Here is a 12,693-nt window from a genome sequence, read left to right on the forward strand (position 1 = left end):
ATAAAATTATATTAATTTTTTTTACTGTGGTTGCTGTTAAATGAATCCCTCCACATTTTCCACCCATTGGACGTTTTTTTCCAAAGCACAAGATATTTTCCATCGTCGAACTCGGCATTTCCGGCGTCATACACTTTCCAGAAACCGATCTCTGCCACAATATCCTCGCTGATCCCATACACATCCACGGTAATGAACTTTCCGTTTCTTATCCCGAATTTACTATAAGATGCCTGGAAGAAACTTCCTACCGCATCCGGGCCGCATACAGTCGGCGCATTCGGCGTCATTATCCAGCAATCCTCTGCATACCTGTTGACGAACAGGGATGCATCGTTCTTGGCATAAGCCTGCCAGTATAGTTCGTTGCTCGCTGCGATTGCTTTCCTGGCGTCTTCAACGATGGCGCTGCTATTCGATTGTGCTAACGTGCGGCCGGAAGGCAGCATGGACATAACTGTCCCAAAAAGGAGGACAAGAATTTTTATACTTTTCATTTTGTTTGATTTTATTGGATCATCCCTGCTGTCAGGTTAAATGTTGTTCCGGTGATGGCGCTCCCTTCATCAGAAGCCGCGAACACAGCGGCGTCTGTCAACTCTTTCAGCGTAGTTAATTTCTTCCTGGGCGTGTTATTGGCCACGATGCTGTTGAATTGTTCCCAGGTCGTTCCATTTCCTTTGAAACTGACCTCAAAAAGCTCTTTAAAAGCCGAATGGATAGCAGGTGTTTCAGGTATGGCACTCGTCAACAGACATATTGACCGCACTCCGTTCCCACCGCATTCTACGGAAAGAGAGCGGCAGAGCGCTTCCAGGGCCGCCCAGGCAGCGGGCCTGCCACCGGCGCCGGGCGAACTTACCTGGCTTATGTTTGCCGTATGCATGATGATCACTCCCCTCCCCTGCTTCATCATGCGTTTTGCCGCTGCCCTGGCGGTAATGAAATGAGCCTGTGTATAGGTTGCGATCGGCAGGATGAATTGCTCCAGGGGCAGCTCTGTAAGCGGAGTGTGTTGAATATCTTTTGGCGGGAGGCCGATAGCGTTGAATGAAATGTCAATTTGCCCCGTTTTCTTGATGACTTCATTCATGTGCTTCTCCACGGATTGTTCGTCGAGCGCATCGACCTTGGCAATTTCAATTGCTCCCCCTTCGGCAGCGATGTCGTCAGCAATAGCTTTAAGTTTCTCCCATGTCAGCCCGGTTAAAAAAACCTTGGCGCCTTCATGAGCAAAAGCTTTTGCAATCGTACTGCCTATGGCGCCATTGCCATATACTACTGCAACTTTGTCTTTTAATCTGTTCATTTTTTTAAAATTTTATGGTTATACCTCAATGACGCCCTGGGTACTAAAAGGGGGACAACCCGGGAAATATTTTTTGAGATACCCTCAAAATGCAAAAACCCCTCGCATGTGCGAAGGGTTTCTCTTAAGCTCGTGGGGCTGACCGCCAACCCAACCCGGCCCACCAACCTATTCTTTCCCCACCAGCAGGCTCTTGGTCCTCACCCCCTGGGCGCTGAAATATCCCAGGCAGCCTCCGGCAATATTGCCGGTAGGGTTGGCAGGGGAGGCGCTCTGGCCCGATCCGTCGGCATTCCGTTGAAGGGCATACCAATACTGGAAAACGGCGGAATCTATATTGATCATATCGATGCGTACCGAATCGCCTGTCTTGATGTCCCGGTTCCGATCGTTTGTATCGTTATTGAACTCTAACTGGTCCTTGATCCTCAGCCCATCCGTAAATTCATCATTGCCAAGAAAATTGGTCTTTTCCTGCCGGCCATTGACATATTGCACCCACCGATAATAGTTAGGAATGCCGGCCGGATCGGTAAAGACAACGGTAACATACCTTTTGTCGGTAAGTGTCCCGTTGCTGACGTAAATACTGTCCATCCCTACGACCGGATTTGGCATGGTGGAAGTAGCCGTGTAGATGACGCCATTGAGGACGACTTTCATGTAGTAGGTGTTGCCGGGCACGCCTGTCAGCGCGCTGGTCGTGTAGACCCCGGGGCTCGATTCCGTAAGCAGGTAGCTGGAGCCATTATTCTCTATTGTAACGGTAGCCCCGCTGACCCCGGCGAAAGTATTATTGGCGCTGAAATCCTTGGTTTGCGTGATGGAGACGCTGCTACCACCCGGTTCATCGGTGACCACTCCTTCGATCACATATTTGGTGGCGCCGGGGTCCAGGGGTACACTGATCACCCGCTGGCAGGCGCAGAACGGAAGCGCGAGGAGGATGGTTAAGATGATGTTTTGTATCTGCTGCATAAAGTCTAAAATTTGAAATTATAAGATATACTGGGTACCCAACGGAAGAGGGAAGTCTCCACTGCCTCGGTGATATTGGGGTCGTTCTTGCCCTGTCGGAAATCGATCTGATAGGCGTTTTGCCGGCCATAAGCATTGTACACGCCAAAAACCAGCTCGCTGGAAAACCGCTTGGTCTTTTTCAGCTGGTCGGTGAAGCTAAAGTCCAGCCGGTGATAGTCGGGCATCCGATAGGCATTCCGATTGGTATAGTAGAAATAAACATCCCCGCCGACCGTATACTTCCCATTGGGGAAGGTGACGGCATCGCCCGTATAGAATACCCAGTCGGCAGAAAAGCTCCACTTCTTGTTGATCTCGTAGACACCTACAATAGCAATATCGTGGGTCCTGTCCTGCCGGGCATTATACCAGCGGTTATTGTTGATACCATTTATCTGTAGTTCCGTTTTGGAGAGCGTATAGCTCACCCACCCCGTGAGCCGGCCAAATCTTTTCCTCAATAGCCATTCGATCCCGTACGCCCTGCCCCGGCCAAAAAGTAGCTGGGATTCGATGGCGTGGTTGGTGAAGATATTTGCGCCATTGCGATAGTCGATCTGGTTCTGCATGGTCTTGTAGTAGGTCTCCACCGTCAGCTCATATTTGTTCTCAGCCAAATTCTTATAATATCCAATGGCCCACTGGTCGGCGATCTCGGGTTTGATCACATTGGTATTCGCCACCCATTTATCCGTTGGGGAATTGGTAGTGCTATTGGAAATAAGGTGGAGGTTCTGGGTATTACGGACATAGGATGCCTTGATAGACGTAGTAGGATTCAGCTGATAGCTGGCCGCGATCCGGGGCTCGGGATTGACATAGGTTTTTACCACCTGGCCGTTACGGTAATGCAGCGTATCGATCACCTGGCCATTGGCATTGAAGTCATAGTAATCCCCCTTCCCAAGGACGGAAAATGCCGAAACGCGCAGGCCATAGGTAAGGCTGAACCGGTCGCTTGCCTTCCAGGTATCGGTGGCATAGACGGCATTTTCCAGCGAATACCGGCGCTGCAGCGCAACAGAATTGATACCGGGGTCATTACCGAGGGCGGTGATCTCACCTGGGCGGATGGTGTGAAATATGGCATCGAGGCCAATAGTGAGGGTATTCTTCTGGCTCACATACCACTGCAGCTCTTCTTTCAGATTCCAGTCTCTTATCTGGGAAAAAATATCGAAATCGTCCCCATTCTGATTGATGTGGATCTTATAATCATAATTGCTATAGATAAGGGAAGTATTGGAGAACAGGCGGGTATTGAATAGGTGATTCCACCGGAGTGTGGCCGTCGTATTGCCCCAATTGATACCGACTGTATTAGCCTGGCCAAGAACGTCTCTGCCAAAATAGCCTGAAAGATACAACCGGTCCTTATCCCCGAAAATATAATTGGCTTTTGCATTCAGGTCATAAAAATAGAGCCGGCTCCTGTTGACATTGGAGTCGGAGGAAAGTTTCAGGAAAAGATCGGCATAGGTTCGCCGGCCGGAGATAAGAAACGATGATTTGTCCTGCTGGATGGGCCCCTCCACCGTCAGCCGCGAGGAGATGAGCCCGACGCCGCCATTGACGCGGTAATCTTTGTTGTTCCCATCATTCATCTTTACGTCGACCACGGAAGAAAGCCTTCCGCCATACTGGGCTGGCATCCCGCCCTTGTAGACATCGATATTTTTAATGGCGTCTGAATTAAACGTAGAGAAGAACCCCAACAGGTGGGAAGGATTATATACAACGGCTTCGTCCAAAAGGATCAGGTTCTGATCTGCGGCCCCGCCCCGAACATAAAAGCCGCTATTCCCGTCGCCGGCAGACTTGATGCCCGGTAGCAGCTGGATGGTCTTGAGAATATCCTTTTCACCAAAAATAACCGGGATCTTGTTTGCCTCCCGGATGTTGAGTTTTTCCAGGCCCATCTGGGGGCTTTGCAGGCTCCGGCTGCTCGAAGAGGCTGTAACGGTCACCTGCTGAAGGTCCTTTGCTTCTTCATCGAGTTTGATATTCTCCACGAGATCACTCGTCAAGGTAAAGTCCAGACTTTGCGCTTTGAACCCCACGGCGCTTACAGTCATCCGGTAGGATCCGCCGGAAGCAAGAGTCAGGGAATAGAACCCATACTCATTGGTCACGGTGCCGGTGGAGGGCTCTTCGATATGGATCGTTGCGCCCAGGATGGTCTCGCCGGTTGCGGCCGACCGGATAGTACCGCTTACGGTAAACTTAGCCGGCGGCTTGAATTTGATCGGTATCGTGTAGTCGGTGCCCCCATTGTTTGATGTCACTTTCTTCAGGATGATATTTACCCCCACCTGTTTGTATTGCAAATTAGTTCCCTTGAAAAGAATCTGCAGTATTTTGGCGACAGACTGGTTTTTTACGTCGAGCGTGATGTCCTGCTGTTGTTCTACATCTTCTGCCCGGGCAAGAAATTTAAATGGGGTCCGCGATTCTATCTCCCGGAGAGCTTCTCTCATGGAGGCATGTTTGAGTTGCAAGGTGATCTTTACTTCTTCCAATTGTTGGGCATGGGCCGATTGGGATGCTGTTAGTATAAGCAGCCCGATCATGAAGATTGATACGCGCATAATAATGGATTGATACGGACGGTTTTAATTGCAGCCATTCCCTGAGATAGTCACCGTATGGTGAGTTGCATCTTCCTGGAAACTCAGATCGGTCGTCTCCTTCAGTGCTGCCAGCATTTGTTGCAGAGAAATGGTATTCTCAAAATTGAGGTAATACCTGCAACGGCTGATCGCCGGATTCGCAAACACGAATTGAATATTATACCATCTGCCGAGACTGGCGGTGATCTCTTCCATCGTCTGCCCGGAGAATTGCAGTTTTCCCTGCCGCCATCCGGCTACCTGGCTGGTATCGATGGTAACCGTGGTGGAATTCCCGGTCCGGGCATCCACCTGCAATTGCCGGGCGGTCGTAAGTACATCGAGTACGCGGGCGCTGTCCCGCACCTTTACCTTGCCGCTGATGACGGAAACGGAAGCCAGCTGCTCTCCCGAAAAGGATTTGACGTCGAAGCGGGTACCCAACACCGTAGTGGTCAGCGATCCGGCATGTACTACAAAGGAATGGGTAGGGTCTTCTGCTACGTCAAAATAGCCTTCTCCTTCGAGGTATACTTCCCTTGGCGCATCGTGCCCTTTGCCAATATCCGGGGAATACCGGATAGCGCTGGCCGCGTTTAGCCAGACTTCGCTGCTGTCGGGAAGGCGGATAGCCTGGATCTTACCGGTAGGATTCCTCACCGCGACCCACGCAGGCCTCCCGGTAAGATCCAGATATTGGCGGGCTATCCAGATGGAGGAAAAAATGATGGCCAGGCAAGCCGCCACCTGCCAGGCGCCCAGGCGAAATACTCTTCTCCGGGCCGGAACCGCGGGGTTCTCCCCTACCGCCCCGATCTGCGCCTGCAATCGTAGCAGCATCCGCTTCTGTAAATGATCCTTCTCTTCAATATCTTCCGTCGGCCATTCCACCGTGCCTATCTCCGCGGAGTGATACCAATCCAGCAACTCCAGTAGCTCCTCGGGGCTGATCGTTCCGAAAGCATATTTATCGATCAGCTCATCCAATCTATCCTGTGTCATAGATAAATCGTTTGAACATATAGTACACTTTGACGCCGTGTATCCCTAAAGGGGAGCGAAGTTTTTTTTTCAGGAAAGGAAAGAATGCAGGAAAATGCTCATTTTACGGATGGAATCCCGGATGGTTTTCAGCGCTTTTGTCATATGATATTCAACGGATTTGGGGGACAAATCCATTTTCCCGGCGATCTCTTCCACCGAAAGCGCTTCATCCCGGCTGTAGACAAATACCAGCCGGGCCTTTTCGGGCAGCTGTTCTACGATACCCCGAAGCCATTCATCCAGGAAGAGGGCATCCAGCTGCTGTTCAGTGTCGTTATGCGCCGCGGCTCCATCTTCGGCCAATAGCTGCCCGCTAAGAAGCTGGTTCCGTCTCTTATTCCGGGCCATGGCTTTGAATACAGCGAATTTGACGGCTGTGCCGAGATAGGCAGGAAGGGACTGTATCACCAGGCTGGCGCGCCGGAGCCAAAGCCCCATTAGTACGTCATTGACGATCTCTTCGGCAACCTCTTTACAGCGGGTATAATAATAGCCCGTTGCTACGAGCCGTTCCCAGTACCGGTTGTAAATCTCTGTAAATGCGTCTTCCCGGCCATCCTTGAGCAGTTGGAGTAATTCGCTGTCATTCAGGTTCGAAAGGATGGCCATTCGCTAAAATAAAACTATTTTTCAGCAGCAATGCAAAATCATCCGGGTTATTAATGATCACATTATGTTCTCTCGGACTATGTACGAACAAGATTCTATTGTTCTTTATCACCCCGTCATCTACCGATGCCTCCTCCGACAATCCATAGGGTATCTTATATTGGCGCAGCCGCAACATCATCGTATCACTCATTTTGTCCGGTCCGTAGCCGGTATTGGTAAACCAATGGACAAAATGGTGACTCCCATCTTCTGCCCATCGGGTGAACGTGTTGAGCCGGCCATACAGCGCATCGAACAGGAATACCTCATCCACTGCCTGGCCTCCATTTTCCAATATATCGGCCATCACCGAATAAGCGCCGCTGTGCCCCGCCAGCACAATATGCCCTGCCTGGGCATCGGCGGGAACGACCCTTTGTCGCATTAATTCCTCCAACACATCCGCGACCAGCAATTTGAACATCCCCTCCCGCCTCATTTTTCCTCCATAACTGTCCGCCGCATTCTTCGCCGCTTCCGGCAGTACCAGCACTGCATTTCGCCCCGAAGCAGCAAATTGACGAGCCAGTCCATAAAATTGCAAAGCCGTATCGATACTGTTATGCCAGCCATGGAACCAGACCACCAGGTCCACGGCCTTCCCCATGTGCAGCCCAGCCGGTACTACCAGCAATACCGAACTATCGTCATAATGTCCTTCCCGGGGAAGATGGTTTCCATCGCCGTCCAGGTGCCCATGATCCCTGGCCGTATCCGGAAAGCAATTATGCGGTGAGGAGAAATGAAGGATTTGGTATGCCTCCTGCGCCCTTACCCCTATAAATATTGCACCAATTAAATAGCCTGTCAGCAAATATTTCATAGCTAATTTTTCATATACCGCAGCGCAACACTTCCTGATTTAAAGACCTTTGAATCAACAAGTTTTAATTTTAGCCTCTCCTGGAGGGGAATACCTTCCATCAATCGTCGCCCTTCACCTGCAATGACTGGATGAACCACAAAATAATATTCATCAACCAGGCCAAGCGCAATGAGTTGCGAAGGGAGAGCAACACCGCCGAGTAAAATATATTTCCCCGGTTGCTGTTTCAATTTCAATATTTCGTCCTCAGGCTTTGTGCGAACAAGTCTCGATCTTTTATCTTCGACCCCATTTAACGATTGTGAGAAAACGATCTTATCGACGGAATCGAATGCCTCGGCAAAGTCGATATCACCCTTATCCTGTCCGGAATGATTCTTTGCGATATCGGGCCAATAAGGCACCATCAATTCATATGTTATACGCCCATAGGCAAGGACGCCCGCATCCCGAACGAGGTTTATCCAAAAATCAAGCATTGAATCATCGGGGCCACCGACCTTTCTGTGGTCGCAGCAGCCATCGATGGATAGGTTGATTGCGTAGACTAGATTTCTCATTTCATCGCATTTAAAGTTTTGAGTATCAAGTTTCTTCAAAAATAGAACATCTATCCAAGCACGAAAAGGCTTCCCTGCGACAATTTTAGGGCAAAAAGCGACGCAAATGATAACACCCGCCTGTCGGCGTTGCGGAATTAAGCGCCTGACTGCACCAATTCGATATCCCCCTGGATTCGGATCTCTTCGCCCACGACAAGATTGCCGCCCGCCAGCAGGTCAAATTCGAGGCCGAAATCCCTCCGGTTGATCTTCCCGCTCAGCTCGAAGCCAGCCCTTTTGTCGCCGAACCGTCCTTCGCCGGTGCCGGTGTGTTCCAGCAAAAGTGTGACGGGCTTTGTTACGCCATGAATGGAAAGGTTGCCGGTGACTTGGCGATCATCCCCAACTTTTGTCGCTTTTCCTTCGAAGATGATCTTCGGGTGCTGCACGACGTCGAGGAAGAGGTTCGATTTGAGGTGGTTGTCACGCTCATTATTGTTCGTGTCGATGCTGGCCGCATCCCCTTCGAAAAAGACGTCGGCATTCTCGAATGCCGCATCGTCGCTTTCCACGTTGCCGCTGAAGGCTCTGAAAGTCCCTACCACGTTGGCGATGGCCAGGTGCTTCACCTTGAATTGTAATTTGGAGTGCCCGGGGTCGATTGTCCATTTTGTCTTTGTCGCCATGGTTATTGCTTTTACAACAAAGGTAGACGGCGGGTCCCCGGATTTATTTACCCTTTGGTAAATAATGCTTTGCCGCCCGGATGCGGCTCAAGGATTGCTGCGTGATCCCTAAATAATTGGCGATATCGCCAAGGCTGATTCGCTGCATGATCGCGCCGTTCTCCGCCGCGAATTGGTTGTAGCGTTCGGTAGCCTTCCCTTCCAGCATCTCGCCGATGCGTTTCATCATTTTCGTCGTTGCAACGGACAACAGTTTTCGGAAAAAGGTTTCAATACAGTGGTGCGCTTGGCAAAGCGCCGCCATCGAATCATAGTCAATAGTGGTGACCGTTGTCGACTCGAGCGCAATGAGCATGCAGTTGGAGGGGGCTCGGGAGGTGTAGCTATCGAACACGGAGAACAGTACATTCTCCGCAAAGAAGCGCATCACGAATTGTTTATCTCCACTGAAGAAAAAGGATTTTACCAGCCCGGCGTTGATGAAGAAGAGATGATTGCAGGTCTGGTTCTTCCGTAACAGGTATTGCCCCTTCCGGTAGGTTCTGGTCTCGGTCGCCTGCAGCAGATCGTGGAGCGCTGCGTCGGTCAGCGGGGAGAAATACATACAGTACTGGGGAAGGTCGGCCATAATGCGGTATAGCCCCACAAGATACGGTTTCTATAAAAATCAGACGAAAGCTGTAATCAGCCGCAAAGCGCCGGTAAAGAAAGGCTGGGTCCGCAGATGGCCATACTTGCTATCCCAGGCTCCGGAATGCAAATCGTCCGCCAGCCGGCTTACCATCATTTCCTGCTCGGCATCGGAGAAGAAGCCCCAGGCCGATTGCGCCCGCCGCACTTCGCGATCCAGGAAGGCTTCGGGCCGGCCATAAAAAGCTTCCTGAAACCCGTCGACACAATCCAATGGAATAGGAATCGCCGTGATGCTGCAGTTACCTCCGAGACTGGACATGATCCAGTCGATCTTAGGATAGCGGCGCCGTTCGGTCTCCACCACTTCCCGGAAATATTCTGCATTCCAAAAGCTATCGAGAGCATCGCCGTCGAAAGTCATGATGACGACCCTTTGCCGGGCAACGCTTTTCATTTCAAGCAATCCTTTCTGCAAGTCTTTCCAGTGATGGATGGTAACCATAGCCATGGCCGCGTCAACTGACTTGTCGTCCAACGGCAACGACTCGGCAGCGCCGATCAGAGCAGGCGGGAGATCGACGGGGCGTTGCGCTCGCATGGCCGCGGAGGGTTCGAGGGCGATGACATACCTGTCCGCCGGTTCATATGAACCCGCCCCGGCGCCCACGTTCAAGACGGTAGCAGCGGCCCCTAGGGCGTCATGAACATAGCGGGCGATGCGGGCATCGGTGCGTCGGTGACTGGCATATTGACCGCCGTGCCGGTCATAATCGAAAATGAAGCGTTTATCCATTGTCATTAATTAGCCAATTTAAGCAGATTTACCAATTCATTAAGAAACCAAATAATATCTTACCCCTCGGTTAAAATTACAAGATGAAGAAAGATCTATTCACCTTTATCGCGCTTATATTTATTTCTATTTCTTTGAAAGCGCAAAACCAAGATCATGTGGCTGGCTACAAAGAAATACATCTGACAGATAGCTCTCGTATTTATCGGCCTGGTACCGAAACCAATGACCCTCTCCATTTTAGGCCTCTTGATATTGATTTGTGGTATCCGGCTAATATATCTTCGACAGATACTGCGCTTGTATACGGAGATATACTTAGGCTCTTGGAGAACAGAGCAAACTATTATACCGGCACTGCAAATTCAATCGGCTTAACAACACAGGTAGCAAAAGCTTTTTGCGAAGGCTTTAAATGTTCTGATCCTGCAAAACTTTTGGCATTTCGAACAAAAACATATAAAAGTGCGCCGATACAAAAAGGCAAATGGCCGCTTGTGGTTTACCTCGCAAGTTATGGAAGCATGTGCTATGAAAATTTAACTTTGTTGGAATCGCTTGCCCAAAAAGGTTATTTTGTGGTCTCAATTGCTTCCATTGGCCGCTTTCCTGGAGATATGACGACTGAAAAAGAAGACCTGTTCGAGCAGGTTAGTGATGCAGTTTTTTCAATAAAGAATCTTTATCAAAACTCTTTTATTGATTTCCGCAAGATCACAATCATTGGCTACAGTTGGGGTGGACTTTGTGGGAACCTATTGCCTGATAAGATCCCAGGCATTGCCTGTATTGTGTCTCTGGAAGGATCAGAGTTTCATCATTACGGTCAAAAGGACCCCGACGCGAAAAAAGAGGATAGCAATTTCAACAGCCTGGTCCAAACTCAGGAATTTAGAAATCGTAGCTTAAATGTACCTTACCTCCGCTTTGAAAGTAGCCCATCGTCTTCACCCGACGATAGTTTCGACTCAGTTTATCATTTTGCCGATGCATTAAAGGACAAAAAGATACTTCAGGTGGTCAATGGCAAACATCAGGATTTTTGTAGCATTAGCCCAATTGTAAAGGCATCCGGCAATTGTTCCCAGGATGATAAATATGCAACTGTCCTTAATCTTACACTCAGTTATATCGATGAAAAAATAAAAGATCAACGCGCTTTCAAAAATTTGCTGGAAAAATCTTTAAATAAGTCAGTTGTTGAAATAAAGTAACTACTCACACCACTACCACACACACAAAACCCCGACTATCGTCGGGGGTCTGTGACCCAAACGGGACATTTTTCGAACCGCTATTTTTTGGCGGACTTGAGGTTGATTTTCGAATTAAGTCCTTTATTTGGTAGCTACCGCGAGCAGATCCACAGGTTCGATCACCGGCTGTTTGGCCAGAAGCTCCGGTGCCCTGGCAATCAAAGCTGCCGCTACTTTGCCGGCCAGATGGGCTTGCCGGGCCTCATCCGTTTCAAACGTATCAAAAATGCCAAATGTCGAAGCTCCAAGCTGTAGTCCAAACCAATGGACCGTGCCGGGCTCATCCTGCACCAGCGGCAGCGCGCTTTTCAAAAAATCCGCTAATTCCTTTTCTTTTCCGGCCGCGGCTTCCAGCCGGACCAACAACGCAAATTTTACCATAACTAATTGTTTATTGATTTATAACAATTAAGAACGCAAATTTTCTGCCTCCCGTTGGGTGGACTCGCGCCAGCGCAATCACCACCGCCGCGGCGCCTGCCATCACAGACCTCTTTCGAAGTTCGCTCGGGCCTCCTTGTTTGGAATCTGTGAGTTATCATGCAACGCTAATAGGCCATCTTAAAGGTTTCACCATCGACAAAAACACCGGCTGAAAGCGTTATGCCGATTTTTTCGGATTCAGATAACCCGCAGGTTTGACCATCCTGGAATTCAACATCATAGTCAAGGACATAATGCGTCATATTGTACAAGAACGCCCTTATTTCAGCAAGCCCTCTCACGGAGTCAACTATTTCGAGTTCACGTTTATTAAATTCTTTAAGCCCATATGTATACCCTGAATTCTTATCGTTGTCGTGGCGAAGGCCGAAATATATCCACAAGTTCAAAGGATACCACTCATCACTCATACCTTCCCCCTCTTGCAAATAATCGTCTTTACGAATCAGAAGAGATTGATTTCCTTTATACACGCCAATAGCATTGTTTGTACGCAATAAGGAGCAAATCACAGAAGTGAATATCTTGTACCTTTTTACTATATTATCGCTCCCTTGCATAACGGAGACTATCAGATGCGCTTTATGCTCTTTCACCTCTTCCACTGCATTATCCCAGTTATAGGCATATTTTGCTGTACCCTCAATATCCCCCATCGGAATGGATACAGGCATTGATCCGATGGCTACCAATTCTCCATCAATATTAAGAGTAGTTGCATTTTCGTCGCCGGAGGGCTTGCCTACTTTGTATTCACATGTCTCTTTGATATCATCCAGGAATAGTCCCAATTTAAACGGAGAATTGTCTTCAAGCATTATCATTCCGAGGATTATCCTGCTGTCGGTTTTCATCTTATTTTTTGATCTAAACAACATAG

The 12,693-nt window shown here is 49.3% G+C and carries 14 protein-coding genes; 1 reads left to right on the forward strand and 13 read right to left on the reverse strand.

What is annotated here, in order from left to right; genetic code table 11:
- Positions 1-11: 11 nt before the first annotated feature.
- The 11 genes from IEY39_RS09790 to IEY39_RS09840 form a co-directional block, all read right to left on the reverse strand.
- Positions 12-497 carry a YybH family protein gene (locus IEY39_RS09790; protein WP_188930964.1) on the reverse strand — a complete coding sequence of 162 codons (486 nt, stop codon included), beginning with the start codon at positions 495-497 and terminating at the stop codon, positions 12-14.
- Positions 498-508: 11 nt separating this feature from the next.
- The gene (locus IEY39_RS09795) at positions 509-1,309 is read right to left on the reverse strand and encodes an SDR family NAD(P)-dependent oxidoreductase (protein ID WP_188930966.1); all 801 of its coding nucleotides are present in this window, start codon (positions 1,307-1,309) and stop codon (positions 509-511) included.
- A 168-nt stretch (positions 1,310-1,477) separates the two neighbouring features.
- The gene (locus IEY39_RS09800) at positions 1,478-2,287 is read right to left on the reverse strand and encodes a DUF4249 domain-containing protein (RefSeq protein ID WP_188930968.1); all 810 of its coding nucleotides are present in this window, start codon (positions 2,285-2,287) and stop codon (positions 1,478-1,480) included.
- Positions 2,288-2,292: 5 nt separating this feature from the next.
- Positions 2,293-4,917: a TonB-dependent receptor gene (locus IEY39_RS09805; protein ID WP_188930970.1), complete on the reverse strand. Its 2,625-nt coding sequence runs from the start codon at positions 4,915-4,917 to the stop codon at positions 2,293-2,295.
- 24 nt (positions 4,918-4,941) lie between these two features.
- Positions 4,942-5,940, reverse strand: coding sequence for a FecR family protein (locus IEY39_RS09810; RefSeq protein WP_188930972.1), 999 nt, complete (start codon positions 5,938-5,940; stop codon positions 4,942-4,944).
- Between the two features lie 69 nt (positions 5,941-6,009).
- A complete protein-coding gene (locus IEY39_RS09815) occupies positions 6,010-6,591 on the reverse strand; it encodes a sigma-70 family RNA polymerase sigma factor (protein WP_188930974.1) in 582 nt (193 codons plus the stop codon).
- Positions 6,566-7,456: an alpha/beta hydrolase family protein gene (locus IEY39_RS09820; protein WP_188930976.1), complete on the reverse strand. Its 891-nt coding sequence runs from the start codon at positions 7,454-7,456 to the stop codon at positions 6,566-6,568. The genes IEY39_RS09815 and IEY39_RS09820 overlap by 26 nt, the downstream gene beginning before the upstream one ends.
- 2 nt (positions 7,457-7,458) lie before the next feature.
- Positions 7,459-8,019: a dihydrofolate reductase family protein gene (locus IEY39_RS09825; RefSeq protein ID WP_188930978.1), complete on the reverse strand. Its 561-nt coding sequence runs from the start codon at positions 8,017-8,019 to the stop codon at positions 7,459-7,461.
- Between the two features lie 137 nt (positions 8,020-8,156).
- A complete protein-coding gene (locus tag IEY39_RS09830) occupies positions 8,157-8,687 on the reverse strand; it encodes a YceI family protein (protein ID WP_188930980.1) in 531 nt (176 codons plus the stop codon).
- A gap of 43 nt (positions 8,688-8,730) precedes the next feature.
- Positions 8,731-9,315 (reverse strand): Crp/Fnr family transcriptional regulator, encoded by a 585-nt coding sequence (locus IEY39_RS09835; RefSeq protein WP_188930982.1) that lies wholly within the window; start codon positions 9,313-9,315, stop codon positions 8,731-8,733.
- A gap of 39 nt (positions 9,316-9,354) precedes the next feature.
- Complete coding sequence (locus tag IEY39_RS09840; RefSeq protein ID WP_188930984.1) at positions 9,355-10,113, reverse strand: class I SAM-dependent methyltransferase; 759 nt, start codon at positions 10,111-10,113, stop codon at positions 9,355-9,357.
- A gap of 83 nt (positions 10,114-10,196) precedes the next feature.
- Here IEY39_RS09840 and IEY39_RS09845 point away from each other — a divergent pair, with 83 nt between their 5' ends.
- Complete coding sequence (locus IEY39_RS09845; protein WP_188930986.1) at positions 10,197-11,327, forward strand: CocE/NonD family hydrolase; 1,131 nt, start codon at positions 10,197-10,199, stop codon at positions 11,325-11,327.
- 123 nt (positions 11,328-11,450) lie between these two features.
- Here the strand turns inward: IEY39_RS09845 and IEY39_RS09850 are convergent, their stop codons facing one another.
- Together IEY39_RS09850 and IEY39_RS09855 are read right to left on the reverse strand one after the other, a co-directional pair.
- Complete coding sequence (locus IEY39_RS09850) at positions 11,451-11,750, reverse strand: putative quinol monooxygenase (RefSeq protein WP_188930988.1); 300 nt, start codon at positions 11,748-11,750, stop codon at positions 11,451-11,453.
- A 167-nt stretch (positions 11,751-11,917) separates the two neighbouring features.
- Entirely contained in the window at positions 11,918-12,667 is a 750-nt protein-coding gene (locus tag IEY39_RS09855) for a DUF4261 domain-containing protein (protein ID WP_188930989.1), read from the reverse strand.
- Between the last annotated feature and the right edge of the window lie 26 nt (positions 12,668-12,693).

It is taken from the genome of Puia dinghuensis (genome assembly GCF_014642875.1).
Lineage (GTDB): Bacteria > Bacteroidota > Bacteroidia > Chitinophagales > Chitinophagaceae > Puia > Puia dinghuensis.